Annotated in this window: 15 protein-coding genes; 9 read left to right on the forward strand and 6 right to left on the reverse strand. The window is 45.7% G+C overall.

The features are described from left to right. Positions 1 to 35 precede the first annotated feature (35 nt). A complete protein-coding gene (gene aspS / locus R7Z41_RS01470; RefSeq protein ID WP_005378401.1) occupies positions 36 to 1,814 on the reverse strand; it encodes an aspartate--tRNA ligase in 1,779 nt (592 codons plus the stop codon). A gap of 306 nt (positions 1,815 to 2,120) precedes the next feature. Between aspS and R7Z41_RS01475 the strand changes: the two genes are divergently transcribed. The 7 genes from R7Z41_RS01475 (at position 2,121) to R7Z41_RS01505 (ending at position 8,730) form a co-directional block, all read left to right on the forward strand. Continuing rightward, positions 2,121 to 2,954 (forward strand): DUF72 domain-containing protein, encoded by an 834-nt coding sequence (locus R7Z41_RS01475; RefSeq protein WP_225455363.1) that lies wholly within the window; start codon positions 2,121 to 2,123, stop codon positions 2,952 to 2,954. A gap of 93 nt (positions 2,955 to 3,047) precedes the next feature. Then, positions 3,048 to 3,785, forward strand: coding sequence for a carboxy-S-adenosyl-L-methionine synthase CmoA (gene cmoA / locus R7Z41_RS01480; RefSeq protein WP_017635063.1), 738 nt, complete (start codon positions 3,048 to 3,050; stop codon positions 3,783 to 3,785). Between the two features lie 81 nt (positions 3,786 to 3,866). Further along, entirely contained in the window at positions 3,867 to 4,838 is a 972-nt protein-coding gene (gene cmoB / locus R7Z41_RS01485; RefSeq protein WP_005387902.1) for a tRNA 5-methoxyuridine(34)/uridine 5-oxyacetic acid(34) synthase CmoB, read from the forward strand. Positions 4,839 to 5,114: 276 nt separating this feature from the next. Then, a complete protein-coding gene (locus R7Z41_RS01490) occupies positions 5,115 to 5,861 on the forward strand; it encodes an ATP-dependent zinc protease (protein WP_005378391.1) in 747 nt (248 codons plus the stop codon). A gap of 11 nt (positions 5,862 to 5,872) precedes the next feature. Further along, on the forward strand, positions 5,873 to 7,378 hold the full coding sequence (locus R7Z41_RS01495; RefSeq protein WP_005378389.1) for an inactive transglutaminase family protein: 1,506 nt from the start codon (positions 5,873 to 5,875) through the stop codon (positions 7,376 to 7,378). A 3-nt stretch (positions 7,379 to 7,381) separates the two neighbouring features. Continuing rightward, positions 7,382 to 8,350, forward strand: coding sequence for an alpha-L-glutamate ligase-like protein (locus R7Z41_RS01500; protein WP_005378387.1), 969 nt, complete (start codon positions 7,382 to 7,384; stop codon positions 8,348 to 8,350). 227 nt (positions 8,351 to 8,577) lie between these two features. Beyond that, complete coding sequence (locus tag R7Z41_RS01505) at positions 8,578 to 8,730, forward strand: hypothetical protein (protein ID WP_005378381.1); 153 nt, start codon at positions 8,578 to 8,580, stop codon at positions 8,728 to 8,730. Between the two features lie 143 nt (positions 8,731 to 8,873). On the opposite strand, the gene mukB is transcribed toward R7Z41_RS01505, so the two are convergent. The 4 genes from mukB to cmoM are packed head-to-tail and all read right to left on the reverse strand — an operon-like array spanning position 8,874 to position 16,177. Beyond that, positions 8,874 to 13,337: a chromosome partition protein MukB gene (gene mukB / locus R7Z41_RS01510; RefSeq protein ID WP_225477416.1), complete on the reverse strand. Its 4,464-nt coding sequence runs from the start codon at positions 13,335 to 13,337 to the stop codon at positions 8,874 to 8,876. Positions 13,338 to 13,339: 2 nt separating this feature from the next. After that, positions 13,340 to 14,065 (reverse strand): chromosome partition protein MukE, encoded by a 726-nt coding sequence (gene mukE / locus R7Z41_RS01515; RefSeq protein WP_005378379.1) that lies wholly within the window; start codon positions 14,063 to 14,065, stop codon positions 13,340 to 13,342. After that, a complete protein-coding gene (gene mukF / locus R7Z41_RS01520) occupies positions 14,046 to 15,383 on the reverse strand; it encodes a chromosome partition protein MukF (RefSeq protein WP_017634722.1) in 1,338 nt (445 codons plus the stop codon). Before mukF ends, mukE begins: the two co-directional genes overlap by 20 nt. 2 nt (positions 15,384 to 15,385) lie before the next feature. Then, the gene (gene cmoM / locus R7Z41_RS01525; RefSeq protein ID WP_065275056.1) at positions 15,386 to 16,177 is read right to left on the reverse strand and encodes a tRNA uridine 5-oxyacetic acid(34) methyltransferase CmoM; all 792 of its coding nucleotides are present in this window, start codon (positions 16,175 to 16,177) and stop codon (positions 15,386 to 15,388) included. A gap of 114 nt (positions 16,178 to 16,291) precedes the next feature. Between cmoM and elyC the strand changes: the two genes are divergently transcribed. Beyond that, positions 16,292 to 17,077 (forward strand): envelope biogenesis factor ElyC, encoded by a 786-nt coding sequence (gene elyC / locus R7Z41_RS01530; RefSeq protein WP_005387893.1) that lies wholly within the window; start codon positions 16,292 to 16,294, stop codon positions 17,075 to 17,077. Positions 17,078 to 17,148: 71 nt separating this feature from the next. On the opposite strand, the gene torR is transcribed toward elyC, so the two are convergent. Next, positions 17,149 to 17,859, reverse strand: a complete 711-nt coding sequence (torR, locus tag R7Z41_RS01535) for a two-component system response regulator TorR (RefSeq protein WP_005378370.1) — start codon at positions 17,857 to 17,859, stop codon at positions 17,149 to 17,151. Positions 17,860 to 18,125: 266 nt separating this feature from the next. Between torR and torD the strand changes: the two genes are divergently transcribed. Continuing rightward, on the forward strand, positions 18,126 to 18,773 hold the full coding sequence (gene torD, locus R7Z41_RS01540) for a molecular chaperone TorD (protein ID WP_017820035.1): 648 nt from the start codon (positions 18,126 to 18,128) through the stop codon (positions 18,771 to 18,773). The last annotated feature ends 364 nt before the right edge of the window (positions 18,774 to 19,137 follow it).

Raw genomic sequence — 19,137 nt, forward strand, 5'->3', positions numbered from 1 at the left:
CGCAGTTGCGGGAGTTTTCTTAAAATGTTGTGCGCTTATTCTGCGTCTTTTTCTTTCGCTGCAGTTACTGCGATTGCTAGCTCTTCTAGCGCTGCTGGGTTCGCAATACTTGGTGCGTCTGTTAGTAGACACGCCGCAGCTGTTGTTTTAGGGAACGCGATAACATCACGGATGTTCTCTGTGCCACATAGCAGCATTACTAGACGGTCTAGACCAAATGCAAGACCAGCATGTGGAGGCGTACCGAATTTCAGCGCATCAAGCAGGAAGCCGAACTTAAGCTGTTGCTCTTCAGGTGTGATACCTAGAATATCAAATACGGCTTCTTGCATATCTGCGTTGTGGATACGAACAGAGCCGCCGCCCACTTCGTAGCCATTTAGAACCATATCGTAAGCGTTAGAATTTGCCGCAGCTGGGTTTGCTTTTAGCTCTTCTGCAGTCACACCTAGAGGCGATGTGAATGGGTGGTGCATCGCGTGTAGGTTGCCTTCGTCATCTTCTTCGAACATTGGGAAGTCAACAACCCATAGTGGAGCCCATGCAGACTCATCCGTTAGCTCTAGGTCTTTACCTAGTTTCAAACGTAGCGCACCCATTGCTTCTGCAACGATACCCGCTTTATCAGCGCCAAATAGGATAATGTCACCAGATTCCGCTTGAGTACGATCTAGAATGCCGTTGATCACGTCTTCATTTAGGAACTTAGCGACTGGAGATTGGATACCTTCCATGCCCGCTGCACGGTCATTAACCTTCATCCAAGCTAGACCTTTCGCACCGTAGATGCCAACGAATTCACCGTAGCCATCAATTTGCTTACGAGTCAAAGATGCACCACCTGGAACGCGAATAACGGCAACACGGCCTTTTTCGTCGTTTGCTGGGCCAGAGAATACTTTGAACTCAACATCTTTCACTAGGTCAGCAACGTCTACTAGTTCCAGTGGGTTACGTAGGTCTGGCTTGTCCGAACCGAAACGACGAATCGCTTCGCTGAACGGCATTACTGGGAATTCACCTAGGTCAACGTTTAGTAGCTCTTGCCACATTTCACGAACCATTTTCTCAGTCGTTGCACGAACTTGGTCAGCCGTCATGAATGACGTTTCGATATCGATCTGAGTGAATTCTGGTTGACGGTCAGCACGCAAGTCTTCATCACGGAAACACTTAACGATTTGGTAGTAACGGTCAAAACCAGACATCATTAGAAGCTGTTTGAATAGCTGTGGAGACTGAGGAAGCGCGTAGAAGCTGCCTTTGTGAACACGGCTAGGTACTAGGTAGTCACGAGCGCCTTCTGGTGTCGCTTTTGTTAGTACTGGTGTTTCGATGTCTAGGAAGCCGTTGTCATCTAGGAAACGACGAACAAAGCTAGACGCTTTAGCACGTAGCTTGATGCGGTCGCTCATTTCTGGACGACGTAGATCTAGGTAACGATACTTCAGGCGCTGCTCTTCAGAGTTCTTTTGGTTGAAGTCTAGAGGCAGAACATCAGAACGGTTGATGATTTCAAGACCTTTCGCAAGGATCTCGACTTCACCTGTTGCCATGTCTTTGTTTGCTTGGCTCTCTGGGCGAACGCGCACTTCACCCGTTAGTTTGATACAGAATTCATTACGAAGTGTGTTCGCCACTTCATACGCATCCGCCATATCTGGATCAACAACTACCTGAACGATACCTTCGCGATCTCGCATATCAATAAAAATAAGACCGCCTAAATCACGACGACGGTTAACCCAGCCGCAAAGTTCTACAGTTTGTCCTGCAAGGGACTTGTTCAGGTGACCACAGTAATGGGTACGCATAATGAAATTCCCAATCTCTCAAATGTTGTTAACTACGCTCTGTCAGCCTCATTGCTAAGCAGAGTAAAGATTCAGTTATACGCTGAATGTCCACGAAAATCGACTACTCAACATACAATTACGTGTGTTTTATCATTCACTGGTGCTTTTTAGTACAACAAATGTTCAAAAGCGCACCAAAGCGAAAAAATTGGGGAGGATTATAGCGTGAAATTACCTATTTCAGCAAAACTCTCGTAAAGTATTCACACGAGTAGCAAGCAGTAAAGAATAATGGATAACTTACCTCTTCGACTTGGATTGACAATGTGGTCGCACAATCAATGGCAACAAAGTTTTTACGGCAGCGGGACAAAGCCCGCTGAACGTTTAGAAAGGTATGCGCAAGTGTTTCATACCGTGGAAGGCAACACGACATTTTATGCCACACCGACGCTCAATACAGTGCAAAACTGGAGAGCCGCAACCCACGATGATTTTCGCTTTACTTTCAAACTTCCTAAAGCCATTACTCATGAGCAAATGCTAAGAGGTTGCAGCGAACAACTGAGAGACTTCATGAAAGTCATGGAGCCTTTGCATGACCGTGTAGGCCAATGGACAATTCAATTACCAGCCGCATTTGGTCCTGAGCACCTTGATCGACTGAAAAAGTTCTGCGCGAGCTTTCCACCTAACTTCCCTCTCGGTGTTGAGGTTCGCCATATGGCATTTTTCTCCAAAGGCGAAGAAGAGCGAGCACTTAACCAATGGTTAGTAGAGAATAATATTGACCGCATTATTATGGATAGCCGCCCAGTCTTTGCCGCTAAGCCCGACAATGAGGCGATTATTGATGCACAAATGAAAAAACCACGAGTCCCTGTTCACGCCATTGCTACCGCTTCACATCCTTTGATTCGCTTTATTGGTCATCCAGAAGAACAACAAAATTACGAGTTTTTTAAACCATGGCTCAACAAGTTGCCACAATGGATTGCCGAAGGTAAACAGCCATATGTCATGATCCATACCGCAGACAATATAATTGCGCCAGAGTTGGCCGCAAACCTATATAAAGACATACAAAAGCGTATCACACTCCCTGAGTTATCACCTTTCCCAGCTGACGATGGCAACTCGCAGTTACAGATGTTCTAACGCAACACATGACAGAGGCGCGAAATTCCCATAAAATACGCGCCTTTTTTGGTGCCTGACATTTTCAGGCGGCTTGTATGCAGAGACTTAGTTATGAACCCTAAGAGCAATCCAGATACTATTTTTTCGGCTCCAATCGATAAAATTGGGGATTTCACGTTCGATGAACGCGTAGCGGAAGTATTTCCTGACATGATTCAACGATCGGTACCGGGTTACAGCAATATCATTTCTGCAATCGGTATGCTGGCAGAGCGTTTTGTAAAACCTCACTCAAACATCTATGACCTTGGCTGTTCTTTGGGTGCTGCAACATTGTCTATGCGTCGCCATATCAAACAAGAAGGTTGCCAAATCATCGCAGTGGACAACTCTCCTGCAATGGTTGAGCGTTGTAAACTTCACGTCAACGCTTACCGCAGTGACACTCCTGTGGATGTAGTAGAAGCAGACATTCGCAATATCGAAATTGAAAACGCGTCAGTGGTGGTGTTGAACTTCACTTTGCAATTCCTCTCTCCAGAAGATCGTTACTCCTTGCTCGAAAAAATTTACGCTGGCCTTCGTCCGGGCGGCATTTTGATTCTATCTGAGAAATTCGTCTTCGAAGATGAAGTGTCGAACGAGCTGTTAATTGACCTTCACCACGACTTTAAACGTGCGAATGGTTATAGCGAACTAGAAATCAGCCAAAAGCGCAGCGCGATAGAAAACGTAATGCGCCCAGATTCAAAGAAAGAACATAAAGAGCGTTTCGCTAAAATTGGCTTTTCTAGCTATGACGTTTGGTTCCAATGCTTTAACTTCGGCTCCATGTTCGCGATTAAATAGACCATGCATACCAAGCCTGAACCATACCGATTTCGGCTTTTGTTAATAATTTATACCCATCAACTCAGCGATTAACTAACTATGTTTAACTTTGCAAATTTCTACCAATTGATTGCCCAAGACACCCGTCTTCAACCTTGGCTTAATGTGCTTCCGCAACAGCTAACGGATTGGCAAAATGCAGAGCACGGTGACTTTGGTCGCTGGTTGAAAGCCCTGAACAAAATCCCAGCGGGTAGACCGGACAACATCGACATTGTTGATTCTGTCACGATTTCAAACAATGAGCCGATGCCTCAAGGGGAACTTAAAAAGCTAGAAAGCTTACTTCGTACATTCCATCCTTGGCGCAAAGGCCCATACCACGTACACGGCATCCATATTGATACTGAGTGGCGCAGTGATTGGAAATGGGACCGCGTGCTTCCGCATATTTCACCATTAAAGAATCGCAGCGTACTCGATGTAGGTTGTGGTAACGGCTACCACATGTGGCGCATGCTAGGCGAAGGTGCACGCTTAACTGTCGGTATCGATCCATCTCACCTGTTCCTGATTCAGTTCGAAGCAATTCGTAAACTAATGGGCGATGACCAACGTGCACACCTACTGCCATTGGGCATTGAACAACTACCTAAGTTAGAAGCGTTCGATACGGTATTCAGCATGGGCGTGCTTTACCATCGCCGCTCGCCTCTCGATCATTTAGTGCAACTAAAAGATCAATTGGTATCTGGTGGTGAACTCGTATTGGAAACACTCGTGATTGAAGGTGATGAGAATGCAGTATTGGTCCCGACTTCTCGTTACGCGCAAATGCGTAATGTCTATTTCTTCCCTTCAGCAAAAGCCCTAAAAGTGTGGTTAGAATTGGTCGGCTTTGAAGATGTTCGTATCGTTGATGAAAACATCACATCCGTAGATGAACAACGTACCACAGATTGGATGACGCATAACTCTCTACCTGACTACTTAGATCCGAACGACCCAAGCAAGACTGTAGAAGGCTACCCTGCCCCTCGCCGAGCGGTTCTTGTCGCTCGCAAATCATAATTCGCTGAGATTCCTGACATTGTCTTAACTCATTTTACGAGTTAAGACATTACCCTCTTTCCTCGTAATGAGCGAGTTTGTTTTTTGAATCCATTTTTCACGTCAAAATATAAGCACGCTCTAAATAAGGATGCGCTTTTATGTCCTTGATTTTTGGCTTTTCATCACTATTCCTCAAACAATAAGTAATAGAGAAACATTCTTACTTGTGAGGCTTTATCGATATAAGCTAAACTCCTAAAAAATAAACAACTTAATCCAATCCCAAGGTTTTCAATGTTATTACGATTGACCCCGATTGTTGCCATCGCCTTACTATCTGGATGCTCACTAACCAAAGGCGAACAGTACCACCAAGAAACGTTAGCGGCGATTCAAAATTCAGAAGCGAATGTCAATAATCGCATTACCAACCTAGAGCTGCAGCTCAGCAACCAATCGGACTATATCGACAGCCTTGAAGAACAAGTCGATAAACTACAGGTTGAACTTCTTACATTTCGCGATGAAGCAATGGCAGAAGTAAAAAAACCGAAAGAGCCGATTATTGTCCAATCTCCCGCTCCTGTGGAACCAACCCCAACTCACGATATTGTCCTTGGCTCTATCGAAAAGGTCACTGTAGAGTCGATTAAGCAAACTTTTGATGCACGTATCGACACTGGTGCCGCGACGTCGTCTTTAAATGCCGTTGATATTGAAGAGTTCGAAAGAAATGGCAAAAAATGGGTCCGATTCCACTTAGCAGACACCAGTAAATCCGAAGAAGAGAAAAGTACTTGGATCGAAGCTCCTGTCATTCGCTACGTCAAAATCCGCCAGGTTACCAGTGAAGAGTTAGAACGCCGCGCTGTGGTAGAACTTTGGGTGCGCGTTGGAAAAATTCATGAAAAAGCGCAATTTACGTTGGCAGATCGCTCACATATGAACCATCCTATTTTACTGGGTAGAGAATTTATGCGCGACATAGCACTTGTCGATGTAAGTCGTACCTATATCCAAACGGACGAAGATAAAAAATAATAAGGTAGATTATGACGTCAAAAATACCGTTTTACCTTTCTATCATCTTATTGGTGATTGCGGGCATTGCTCTGAGTGTTTTCAGACATGAAAACTACGGCGTGCCTTGGACGCCAGGCGAAACTCGCCAGGTGTGGGATGTAGAAGCTCGTATTGAGTTCAATGCTAACGGCAACGAAGTAAAAGCGTCACTTGCAGCACCTCATACGCAAAGTGGTTACACACTTATAGGTGAATCTGCTTCCTCATCAGGTTATGGCGTTTCCTACATCAATGACGATTCAGGCCGTCGTGCAGAATGGTCAATTCGCCAAGCTCAAGGGCCACAAACCATATACTACAAAGCCCAGTTCTTAGTAGACCCTCAGGCTAAAGTCACTCCTTTACCGCCAACGGAAGACATTACGCCACCAACGCTATCAGCACCACAAGCAGCAGCGGCAAATGCCCTTATCGAACGTGCGATGAGTCGCTCAGCCGATAATGTGACGTTTACTCGTGAGCTTATCAAAGCGCTTAATGACCCAGATAGCCAAAACTCGTCGCTACTACTGAACGATTTCAGCCGTACTGATGCACTACATAACATTTTGCTTACCGCAGGTATACAGAGCAAAACCGTCGGTGTTATCGAACTAGAAGATGGTCGTCGACGCCAAACAATTCAACCAATGGTTCAGGTTTGGTCAGGTAAAGATTGGGTACTGTTTTCGCCAAAATCCGAACAAAAAGCAGTGAAACCCAACTTGTTAGTGTGGGATGAATCAAACGTATCCTTACTTGACCTTGTTGGTGGTAAAAATAGCCAAGTGCATTTCTCGATGATTAAGCAAGAAATGACACCACAACAAGCTACAAACAACAAAATAGAAGCAGATGGATTACTGAATATTTCAATTCATAGCCTACCTTTGGAAGAGCAAGCGATGTTCAAAACCATCATGCTCATCCCTATTGGTGCTCTGATCGTTGTGTTCTTGCGTGTGATTATCGGCCTGAAAACATCCGGTACCTTCATGCCTGTGTTGATTGCCGTTGCTTTTGTTCAAACTCAACTATTAACGGGTATTGTCGGTTTCTTGCTAATTGTAGGTACAGGCCTGATTATTCGAAGCTATTTGTCTAGGTTGAACTTATTGCTGGTAGCAAGGATATCTGCGGTCATTATTACCGTTATTATGATCATCTCGGTGTTCACCGTTGTTGCGTTTAAAATGGGCTTAACAGAAGGCCTAACAATTACCTTCTTCCCTATGATCATCTTGTCTTGGACGATTGAACGTATGTCAATCCTATGGGAAGAAGAAGGTGCGAAGGAAGTTGCTCTGCAAGGTGGTGGTTCGTTGCTGACAGCGGTATTAGTTTACCTCGCAATGACGAACTCATACATTCAACACTTAACCTTTAACTTCATTGGTCTACAGTTGATTGTTCTGGCCGGTATTCTATTACTAGGTACTTACACAGGTTACCGTCTCACTGAGCTACGACGCTTCAAACCACTAGCGGAGGACTAAACGATGTTCGAAAGTTTTACTTCGCCGTCTAAGCTTCGCCATAAAGGCATTATGGGGATGAACAAGCGTAACCACAGCTATATTGGCCGTTACAATGATCGTTCTAAATACCCACTTGTCGATGACAAGCTAAAGACCAAAATTATTGCACAGGCAGCAGGAGCAACAGTTCCTGCCCTGATCGGTGTCATTCATAACCAAGCTGAAGTTAAGACTATCCACAAAATGGTTGAGAACTGGCCTGGTTTTGTGATCAAACCTGCACAAGGTAGTGGCGGTAAAGGCATTCTGGTTGTTACGTCTCATAAAAACGGGGTATATACCAAACCCTCCGGCTCTACAATTGGTAGGGATGAGGTCGAGCGTCACATTAGTAATGCGCTTGCTGGCCTTTTCTCTCTTGGTGGTAAAAATGACGTTGCTGTGGTTGAAAACTTAATCAAGTTTGATGACTGTTTTGATGGCTTCAGTTATGAAGGCGTACCAGATGTTCGGATCATCGTATTTAAAGGTTATCCAGTTATGGCGATGATGCGCTGCTCTACAGCGGCTTCCGACGGCAAAGCAAACCTTCACCAAGGTGCGGTAGGAGTAGGCATTGACATCGCGACAGGTAAAGCCGTCAGAGCGGTGCAGTTCGATCATCCAGTGACTCATCACCCTGATACAGGTAAAGACCTTTCGACCCTTCAAGTACCGCATTGGGAGCGCTTGCTGGAGCTTGCGTCAAGTGCCTGGGAAATGACAGGTTTGGGATACATGGGTACGGATATGGTGCTGGATAAAGATGAAGGACCTATGGTTTTAGAGCTTAACGCTCGCCCTGGTCTGGCAATCCAAATCGCTAATGGTGCAGGCTTACTTCCTCGTTTGAAACACATAGAGAGCCTTGGCACACCTGCTGAGTATCCAAAACCGATTGAACGCGTCGCTTACGCGGCAGAGCAGTTCGGTGTGAAGCCGTTGTTCTAACCCTCCGACATAATGTTCGTTATTACTCGCCAGTAATTGTCATGATTACTGGCGTTTTTGATCCCGCATCCAAAAACCTTGCACTTACTCTCCTTATTAAACACATCCTTCTCATATATAAGTTGAATCAATGATCGAGCTAACAAAATCAACATAGATCGTTTCTTTTCTACTTTGCCTTTTGAGTATGATGAGAGCTCCCCTTACTCAACTTGAGAGGTTGGGAAATGCTAATAAAAGAAACAAATAATGATGAACCAGAGCTTGAAGAACAAGAGAGCTTAGACCAACACCTACAACGCTTGTCTGAGCTTTCTGTCCAAGCACTCGAAGAGCTTGCTGAAATGATCGAAGTCAGGGACGATATTCCAGAGGAATAAACGTCGCTTCCTCGTGAAGTTCCGCTAATAAGCCGAGACTGCCGTCCTACAGTCTCGGCTTGTCTTATGTTGTTCGAAGCCTACCTCGTAAATAGATACAAAAACGCCCGCGTTCATTGCGGGCGTTTTATTAGATTCGGGGTTTACGATTCAAACTCTTCAATCATCTCTTGCGCTTCAGTCTTAGGCTTATCCGTTTGACCAAAACCACGCAGACCAACTACGTGTACGTGCTCGTGGTCTTTAAACACCTTACGCACCAGTTTGTAGGTCGTACCTTTCTCTGGGCTGATGTTTTCAGGTGCCGCGATGAGAAGCTGCATATCCAGACGGTCACACAATTCGAACAATGTCGCGATCGATTTCGCATCCAGACGCGCGGCTTCATCCAAGAAGAGCAGACGACAAGGCACAATGTCTTTGCTGCGTAGACGACGAGACTCTTCTTCCCAGCTTTGTACTACCATCAATAGGATTGACTGACCAGTACCGATCGCTTCACCTGTTGATAGCGCGCCAGACTCAGCCTGTAGCCAACCATCTGTACCACGGTTCACTTCTACACTTAGCTCTAGGTAGTTACGGTAATCCAGTAGCTCTTCACCCAGAACCTGAGGAGAACGTTGACCCATATCAATATGTGGGTTCACACGTTGGAACAGCTTCGCCATTGCTTCGGAGAAAGTAAAGCGAGTCGATTCAAACAGGTCTTTGTGCTGCTCTTGCTGTGTCGCTAGACCGTTCAGTAGCACTTCGTGACTTTCGCGGATCTTCACGTTTAGACGTACGCCCTTCACCTGACCAAACGAGATGTTCGACAGGCCTTGGTTCAGCATACGAATACGGTTTTGCTCACGCTGAATCGTCTTCTTGATGATACTCGCTACTGACTCAGAGCTGATCGCTAAGCGGTTTTCACGTTGGGTTAGCTCTTCCGTTAGACGCGCTAGCTCAACTTCCATCTCTTCGATCGCTTCAACTGGATCATCAGTACGGATGATATCCTGACGAATGCGCTCGCGAAGATGTTGGTAAACCGCGATGTAGAACAGAACTTTACGCTCTGGACGTGCATTGTCTTCTGATAGACGCAGCGCATCACGCAGGTCGTCATTGTTCGCAACCGCGAGACGCAGCGCACCCAATGATTTATCCGACATTGAACGCAGTTCATCCGCTGACATATAAGCCAGTTCACGCTTGTGTAGACGACGCTCAACATCGTTCTCACGCGCCAGACGAAGTACTGAACACCAGCCAGCTTTCGCTGCAACCACGAACGTACGTAGCTCAACGTATTCTTTCTGAACTTTCTTCAGACGTTTCGCCAAGCCTTTCATCTCTAGTTCAGTAGAGGTGATCGTGCGCTCGTATTCGCTCTTACGACTGCGAGACGTGTGTAGACGCTCGTGCAGTTCGTCACGACGACGCATTGCGCGCTCTTCCGCACCTTCGTCCGCATTAACACCAAACTCTTGAAGTTCTTGTTTGAACTCTTGAACCGTTTCCAGTTTCGCTTGGTGTGAACTCTTCAATGATGCCAATACTTGGTTGTATTGGTTCATTTGACCCTGCGATTGCTTCAACTCTTCACGAGAGCGAGTACGCATTTGTTCAGCTTGAACCAGTTTAGCTTTTAGCTGCTCACTCAGTTCGCTACTCTTGTTCAGTAGGTCTACTGAATCTGAGTAAGCGAAGTAGTGACGACGTTCAACGAGATCCGAGAGTGCAAAGATTTGCTTCTTAAGATCTTGTAGCCGCTCGTCTGCCGCTTTGTATTCTGCTTCTAGTGCATCGAATTGCTCTGGGTCAGCATCAAGCGCAGACGCAATATTCTCTAATTGCCCGACGGCTTTTGCATGGTTGCTTAAGAAGTTCTTCGCCTCTGCAAGCTGAGCGATTTTCTCTTCTAGCTCATCAAAACGCGCTTGCAATGACTCATCTTCAACAAGCACCATGTGTGACGCTAGCTTGTCCAGAGAAGACAACGCTTGCTTGCTGGTTTGAAGCTGAGAACGTTGTTGTTGCTCTTTCGCATCCAGATCCGCCAGCACGCGAGCAATTTGGTTACGCTTATCACGAATAGTTGCCAGTGCTTGTTCTGGATCGGCGTCAAAAGCAACCTGAATGTGGTTAGACACAAATAAGTTAAACGCTTGGTACAAGCGCTGCATTTTCTGAGAATCAAACGCCGCTTTTGCGTGTTTCTCTACCACTTCTTCTCGTTCGTTACGCAGCAACTCTAGACGCTGCTCACGTGCCGCACGGCCAAACAATGGGATCTCAGGCAAGCGAGAGTAACGCATTTGGCGATCGTTCATACGAACGCAAACCGCGCCCTCTAACTCTTCTGCATCGAACGAGCTGTCATCAAAGGCATCGATGTCACCTTCAATGATGTACAAGTCTTCTGGACAGTCGTCTAGCTCTACCAGTTTCTCTTCGATGCCTGACAAGTCAGAAACAACGATAGCGTGACGAGCCGGACCGTACATCGCACTGAAGTAAGGCGCGTCATCAATCGTGATGTCATCGTAGATCTCAGACAGCAATACACCGCCCAGCGTATCTGCCAAACCTTTCAGGCGAGGGTCATTTGAACCACCAGGAGAAGCAAGACGCTCAATCTCAGAGTCTAGCTGGCTACGGCGCTCAGCAAGCTTATCTTTAGCTAAAGACAACTCCCTTTCTTGTTCAAGGACAACTTGCATGTGGTTCATTACCGCATGGCGATCCTCAAGCTCTTCACCGCTCTGCTCTCTCAGTTTCTCTAGCGCATCGTTCGCCGCAATCCAAGCTGGTGCTATTGCTTCAAGCTTACTGATTTCTGCCACCGCGTTTTGCTCTAGACGGCGCTGTTCACCACGCTGATCACGAACTTCTTCTTGAGCTATCTCTAGTGATTCGATTAGCGTCGCATGACGTTCACGTTCTTGTTCAAACGTAACCTCATCGGTTAGTTCAACGTGATATTGCTTTTTGTATTCAGCAACCAGTTCACGTGCTTGACGCTGCTGGTTAAGGCTGCGTTCGAGATCACGGTGTTGTGCTCGCCATTGCTGTTCGTTTTGCGCGATTTGTTGTGACTCACGCGCTTTCGCAATTGCGGTTTTCGCATGTTCAGACGCGTCTTTGCGCTCAACTTGACCAACGATGCTTTGTACTAGTTTAAGCGCGGTTTCAAACTGCTCTGCCGCTGCAGAAGACATGTCCAGTTTGTGCTTAACCGATAGCAACGCATTGGTGCTTTCTGACTCTTTGTTCTTAAGCTCAGAGACAAGCGCTTGAGCCGATTCCGCCGTTAGGCTGTCATCGCCAAGTAGTTGCTTCGCTTTCTCCAGCGCTTGAACTGCTTGTTGATATTGAAGGGCGCGAGTTTGCTGAACGTCAAGAGCTTGCTGGTAATCAGCAAGTTGCGTCTTAAGGCTATCCACCTCTTCTTCTGCAACGGTAGCTTGCTCTTCAGCCATCATCACGCGTTCTTGCGCTTCTTCCACTACCATCATTTGTTCTTCAAGACGCTCGCTCAGCTCTTCAAGATCTTCTTGGTAGCGTTCGATCTTCTCTTGCTGACGCAGCGCGTTTTGCACCAGTTGCAAGTGATCAGAAGCCGCTTGGTAGTCTTGCTCTAAAGAAGATTCTGATTCGATCAGCAGTTCCAGCTCTTCTTGAACGCGGTTAAGCAGATTGTTTTGCTCAATCAAGGTCTCGCGAGAACCAAATAACTCTGAACGCAAAGACAATGTCTGTTCTAGTTTTTTACGGCGCTCGTTGGCATGGCGCATATAGTCCGCTGCCACGTAGTTGGTCGACTCTGTAATCAAATGTTTGAACAAGTCACGGTCTGCTTGCGTGGTTTTGATCGCTTCTAGCGTCATGCGGTTTTCACGCAGCGCCGATTCCATATCTTGGAACGCTTTCTTCACGCCGCCGTTTTGTGGCAGAAGGTAGTCACGTAGCGAACGGGTAATCGCACTTGAGATACCACCGTAAAGCGATGCTTCGATCAGGCGGTAGAATTTAGAACGGTCACCAGAGTTACGCAGTTTCTTCGGAATCACACCGAATTCAAACATTTGCGCGTGGTAATCCACGATAGAAGAGAACGCTTTGAACTGAACGCCTTCAAATTCCGCGATCGATTCTTTTACTTCGTTGATTTGACGTACACGAGCTTGAGTCGCAGATACGCTTTCAACCAAGATATCCGTTGGTTTCACATGGCTTGGAAGACCTTGGATCACAAACGGTTTGATGTCTACTTTCTTATCACGACCCGCAACTTGCTGTAGTTTTACTGCAAACAATAGGCGTTGGTTACGTGAGTTCACCACGTCTAGCGCCGCATAACATGCGCCCGGCTGTAGCTTACCGTACAAACCTTTGTCGCGAGACGATTGGCTGCTGCCCGCTTCTGTCGTGTTACGGAAGTGCAGCAGCGTTTGGTCAGGAATCAATGCGGTGATGAACGCCGCCATTGTGGTTGATTTACCTGCACCGTTACCACCTGATAGCGTGGTGACCAGACCATCGATGTCAAACGTACGGGCAAAGAAGCCGTTCCAGTTGACCATGGTCAGCGATTGGTATTTACCGCGTTCAATCATGCTCATGCTTCACCCTCTTCTGTTGTTTCTTCTTGGGCTTGGTCGTCTTGATCTTCTTCAGACAATAAGCTGCCTTGGCTTGGCTCTTTGGTGTGCACTACTGCTTCACCATCACGGATTAGACGCAGCTGCGCTTCACGCATGTCATCGCCAATACGTACATCGGCACCAAAGCGGAATACCGCTTCACTGATGCTGAATTTACCGGTTTCACCGATGTTGATGATCATGCCTAGGCGACGCAAACGACGAAGTGACGTACGTACTTTTTCAAACAGCTTTTCTTTATCAAGGTCAGAACCAGTCGCACGGTTCGTCACTAGCTTCATCAGCTTGTTTTCATCTGCTAGAGCAAGCAGTTCGTCGTACAGCTCTTGGTTAGTAAAGATGCCTTCGTGCGCAAGACGCTCTGGGCTTAGGTAAAGGAAACACAGTACCTTCCCCACCAGCATATCCAGTTCAGAAAGAACACTACGGCCAATCAGAGACGTTGAACGAGGACGAAGGTAGAAGAAACCTTCTGGCGCTTTCACCAATTCGGTGTTGTAGCGTTGGTAGAAAGAAGAAAGCTCAAGTTCGAAATCCGACAACAACGCGTGATTGTCTAGATCTTCACTTGAGATATGACGCCCTGCTCGAAGCATGCTGTCTAGCGCTGGGAACAGAGGGTTAGAAATTGCTTTTGCCAGATTCTCTGACATGTATTCATTAGTATCGGTCGATGACATTCGCTTGTACCTTTGCCCCAAATTCGTTGATTGCTTTCCAGTCTGGTTGAATCGCTTGGTAATCCGATTCTGAATACCCTAGACGTACAGCTTGATCGACGATAATGCGAGCTAAATCAAAATGATGAGTGTAAGGGTGCTGTGCAAGGTAATCTCGCAGTACCACACTCAAGTCGATTGGTGTGCCTTGATCTTTATGCGCTTTTAGCATGTCACCAATTCGTTCAGACAGCTCATCATTGACTTGTTGAAACTCTTCGTATTCTACTTCCATCGGAACTTGACCCGTTACCTCGTCATCACGCAGTACTAGGGCCTCATCACGAAGGTCAGAAAGCCTCTCCGCATCTGCATAAGTCAGATACCAAGGCGCATCGAAGTAATCTTTGACGGATTGACGCAGACGCGAGCTAAACGCACGGTTCTTATCCATATCGATTGCAGTACGAATAAACTTATGCACGTGTCGGTCATAACCAATCCAAAGGTCGATCGCTTGCTGGCCCCAGCTTGTGATTCGGTCTAGTTTCATTTGCAGACCAAACAAGGCTTCTTCGATAAACTCCAGCTCAGGGTCACCGTAAACAATTTCTTGAATATCGAGGATCTGAGTTTGCAGTTCATCACTGGCGGCTTGCAGCGTATCTTGAAGTTCACGCAACGTGCTTGATGTTTCTGACAGAAGTGCTTCACAGTTGTTGATCGCTTCACGCCAGTCTTTGTTAAGCAGGTCAGCAATCTGTTGTTTCACTGACTGTTGCTGCTCATCCATAACACGTTGGTTGAGATCAATTTGATCGAAGATTTCGCCTACAGAATATTTTAAAACACCGTATACGTTTTTCTTCCAGTGACCCGGTGTGCCACCTTTTTGTGCTGCCTCAATTGCTTTCGCCATTTCATCCGCTACCATGGATAGCTGGATAGATAGACGCAGTTTTGAGAACTCACGGTGACGCACGTAGTAGTCGGTTATTCCTATCGCTAATGGCGACAAGCGGTAAATGCTCGCTCCGTCAGTAATCTCACTGACAAAACGGCTCATAAGACGCTGCTTAACCATCTCGTTGATCGCATTGTTCGCACGAAAAGCGGAGGCTTCGCCGGTCTCATCAAATAGTCGAGTGACGATGGCAAATGCATCATGCAGTTCACCTTCACCCAGTTCTTCATCGAACCTTTCATTACTCAGTACGGCAATGGCTATCAAAAATGCCAATCGCTCTGTGGTCAGGTTCAACGAGAAATCGTGCTGCTTAACCCAGCCAACCAGCTCATCGATTGGTTGCTCTGCAGCATTGAGAGTCATCTCACTCATTGTTATTCCTGTTTATCGTTCTTTTTAGCCCACACATGAATGTAGCGGCCTAATGAGAGGTATGGCTCTTGTCGACAAAGTTGTTTTTCTAGCGCCAACACATCTTCAAACTCGTAATCACCCATGTATTCCATATTGCCTATGTAATCACTAAATGAGCGAATACCAGATTTGCCACAAATATTAAAACCTGAATTTTCTATCCACTGGTAGACTTCTTCAGGTTTTAAGCCTTTTTGCGGCTGTAGTTTAAATCTTTTTCGGTGAGGCATGCCGTCTAATATATGAGGAATGTTGCCACAAACCACGTTTTTATAGACTAAACCGTGGTGGTTGTAGAACATGACTGATGCGATACCTCCCGGTTTTACTTGTTCTAGAACTGTTTCAAGTGCGGCCTTAGGATCAACCAGCCACTCCATCACAGCGTGGAACATAACCAGATCGACCCGTCCATCCATATGTTCACCGATGGATTGGACAGGCGAATGAATCAGGCGATACTGCTCAAGCAAACCGTTTTTTTCAATATCCTGCTTAGCCAACTGCAGCATTTCCGAAGATAGATCACATAAAGCGATTCGATGTCCGAGCTTAGCAAGCTTTTGCGACATTTGTGCCAAACCACCACCAGCGTCCAACACTTCTAGGGGTTGCTGGTCAGCATCTAATTCACTTAGAATCTGTAGAAAATCTTCCCACACAATGATTTGGCGGATCTCCCCTTTATCGGAGCCGTAAATATTTTTTGCAAATTTGTGGGCGATATCGTCGAAATTGCGGTCTTCTGTCACTTCTGCTGAGTTATCATAACGGATTGTGCCGCTATTCTGGCACAAGGAAAGCAGGAATAAAGAGGGATACCCTCATTTTTATTATCAATTGATGTTTTTTCGGACTATTTATGTATGTTTGAGCTGAAAAAAGTAGTGTCAGCCATGCTTATGCCCCTTCCGGCATTGCTGCTGATAGGCTTGTTGGGTCTTGCTCTCATTAGTTTTACTACAAAACGTAAAACTGGCTGCTTCGTTGTTCTATTCTCTTTTGTTGGCATTTTTCTTGTTGCCTTCCAACCTGTTTCAACCAAGCTTCTTATGCCGTTAGAACGAGAGCATAAAGCCTTTTTGCCAGTTTCTGGCACCATCGACTACGTGATGGTTTTAGGGAATGGTCATGTTATCGATGACGAAATTCCACCCACCTCGCAGTTAAGCCGTGCAGCATTAATGCGCTTAACTGAGGGCATTCGTATTTTAAGAATGTATCCAGGCGCGAAATTAATCTTATCCGGCTATGCTGGCGGATCTGAAATTAGCCACGCGCGAATGATGGCGAACGTTGCCCTTGCGTTGGGAGTCGCGAAATCCGATATCATTTTATTAGAAGATGCGAAAGATACGTGGGAAGAGGCGCGTCAAGCGGCTGCATTCGTCCAACAAAAGGAGATTGTGTTAGTCACTTCTGCGAGTCACATGAGCCGTGCATTGTATGAGTTCAACGCAGCAGGCATTAAACCAATCCCAGCCCCGACCAACTTCTTAGCTATTAGCGAGATAAGTCAACCTTGGGATAAATACTCACCTAAAGCGCGTTACTTAGAACAAACAGAGCTTTATTGGCATGAGTACTTGGGCAGTATTTGGCAAAGGTTGCGTGATACTGTCGGCCAAACACCAATGGTTGAAGCAAACTAGTATTATCTTGAAGCCACAAAAAAGGAGAGCCGAAGCTCTCCTTTTCTTTTTACGATTGAGTTATGTTCAAACTAGTCACCAGCAAACATATAGCCTTCGCCGTGCACCGTTACAAAAATCTGTGGGTTCTTAGGATCGAACTCCATTTTTGCGCGCATACGTCGAATAAGAACATCAATGGTGCGGTCATTCGGCGCATCCACTCGATGGCTGATCATGTTCAAAATACGCTCACGACTTAACACCTGGTTAGGGTAAGACGATAATGCCACCAAAAGTTCATACTCTGCTTTAGTTAGTTTTACTGGCTCACCGTTGCGGCTAAGTGCGCGACGTTGAATGTCGAATGTCCACTCCCCAAAGCGCACAATGTGCTCTTCACTGGTTTCATTCGCTTTCGAGCTGCCACTACGCGCTGCTGAAATACGCCACAGCAAGTTTTTAACGCGAACTAACAGCTCTCTCAGTTCAAAAGGTTTTGTCACATAATCGTCAGCACCCATTTCTAGGCCTACGATTTTATCAATGCTATCCGTGCGTCCTGTTACTAATATGATACCAATATCCGATTGGCTACGTAACTCACGAGTAAGCATCAGGCCGTCTTCACCAGGCAAGTTAATATCCAGCATGATCAGGTCTACATCGCCCGCTTGCAAAACTTCACGCATTTCCGCGCCACTCTCTGCTTCGCTGACTTGGTAGCCCTCATTTTGGAAATATCCCGCAAGCTTACTACGAGTTACAACATCATCTTCTACGACTAATACGTGATAGCTCATTTACACCACTTTTCTGTCTTCTTATTATCCAAGACGTATTCTATTCATAACTAGTAACATTTCTAGTCATAGATACATTAAAACGCAAGATTTAGCGTTTTTATTGATTCAAAACAAGCTTGCCCATTGCTATTAATAAACGGTCATTTTTGACCATAAAACATAACAATTATAGTTACTGCTATTCATTTTAATTGATTACACTTAGGGGATATCCCTAATTGACTTTGTGATGCATGACTTGAAGCATCATTCAGGAGCCCAAAATGCAAGAAGTGAAAGCTTTTAATGAAAAACGCGCTGAAATTTACTGGTGGTTTTCGAGCTTGTTCGCAAAAGAACTAACAGAGAAAGAATTGGAAGCCTATCACAGTGTTGAAATTCGCAGTTTTCTCGCAGGTTTAGGTGAAAATGAGTCGCTGAAACCAGCTGTTGATAGCCTAGTTGATGCATTGAATCGGTTACAAGATCGTGAAGATGCACAACTAGAGCTTGCAGCTGACTTTTGTGAACTGTTTTTGAAGACAGAAAAATACGGCGCTCTTCCTTACGCATCCATGTACATTGGTGAATCAGGTTTACTGAATGACAAGCCAGCTGAGGAAATGGAAAAGTTGATGGCTGAATTTGGCGTTCAAGTAGACGAAAACCTAAAGGAACCTGCGGATCACTTAGCCGTTGAGCTCGACTTTCTCGGGAACATGATTATCCGCTCAAACGAGCTTGAACAAGAAAAACACATGGAAGAAGCCTTCGTTAAACAAAACGACTTTATCCAGCAACAATTGATGTCTTGGTTACCTCAGTTTTCAGACAAATGTAAACAATTCGACGAATTTGGATTTTACTCGAGTGTCGCGAAACTATTAGTTGCATTTTGTAAACTAGACAGCGCCTACCTTCTTGGTGAATAATTGCCGCCTATTTTTAGGGAGCCTGCCTATCGGGCTTCCTGTATGCCGAAAGTGACCAATTGTAAGTAACTTGGGTATAATATTCGTTTGCCTTAACTTAGCGCAAAGACGCTTGGTTATTTAGCAGTCAAAATGTGACTTCAAATACACAAATCTCGTGCTGAAAACATTGCTAGTCAGTCCACATAGGGCTAAAATGTGAGCGCAAACGATTAAATATGATTTATATGTAAACCGCTGAAATATAGCGGTTTTTGTGTTTTCTTAACAGGTTGATGGCAATTTCTCATCAGATAGAAAAAAGATAAAATTCATCGACCGATGCTGCTACGCACCCTTTTGTCGCACTTGGATCAACCGCTGC

Origin of the sequence: Vibrio sp. 1457, assembly GCF_033340195.1 — a bacterium.
GTDB classification, from domain to species: domain Bacteria; phylum Pseudomonadota; class Gammaproteobacteria; order Enterobacterales; family Vibrionaceae; genus Vibrio; species Vibrio alginolyticus.

Coding starts and splice junctions, on each gene's coding strand:
- elyC (WP_005387893.1), top strand. CDS start 16,292: ATGTTTGAGCTGAAAAAAGTAGTGTCAGCCATGCTTATGCCCCTTCCG.
- aspS (WP_005378401.1), bottom strand. CDS start 1,814: ATGCGTACCCATTACTGTGGTCACCTGAACAAGTCCCTTGCAGGACAA.
- R7Z41_RS01500 (WP_005378387.1), top strand. CDS start 7,382: ATGTTCGAAAGTTTTACTTCGCCGTCTAAGCTTCGCCATAAAGGCATT.
- torR (WP_005378370.1), bottom strand. CDS start 17,859: ATGAGCTATCACGTATTAGTCGTAGAAGATGATGTTGTAACTCGTAGT.
- R7Z41_RS01505 (WP_005378381.1), top strand. CDS start 8,578: ATGCTAATAAAAGAAACAAATAATGATGAACCAGAGCTTGAAGAACAA.
- cmoA (WP_017635063.1), top strand. CDS start 3,048: ATGAACCCTAAGAGCAATCCAGATACTATTTTTTCGGCTCCAATCGAT.
- torD (WP_017820035.1), top strand. CDS start 18,126: ATGCAAGAAGTGAAAGCTTTTAATGAAAAACGCGCTGAAATTTACTGG.
- R7Z41_RS01475 (WP_225455363.1), top strand. CDS start 2,121: ATGTGGTCGCACAATCAATGGCAACAAAGTTTTTACGGCAGCGGGACA.
- mukE (WP_005378379.1), bottom strand. CDS start 14,065: ATGTCATCGACCGATACTAATGAATACATGTCAGAGAATCTGGCAAAA.
- mukF (WP_017634722.1), bottom strand. CDS start 15,383: ATGAGTGAGATGACTCTCAATGCTGCAGAGCAACCAATCGATGAGCTG.
- cmoB (WP_005387902.1), top strand. CDS start 3,867: ATGTTTAACTTTGCAAATTTCTACCAATTGATTGCCCAAGACACCCGT.
- R7Z41_RS01495 (WP_005378389.1), top strand. CDS start 5,873: ATGACGTCAAAAATACCGTTTTACCTTTCTATCATCTTATTGGTGATT.
- mukB (WP_225477416.1), bottom strand. CDS start 13,337: ATGATTGAACGCGGTAAATACCAATCGCTGACCATGGTCAACTGGAAC.
- R7Z41_RS01490 (WP_005378391.1), top strand. CDS start 5,115: ATGTTATTACGATTGACCCCGATTGTTGCCATCGCCTTACTATCTGGA.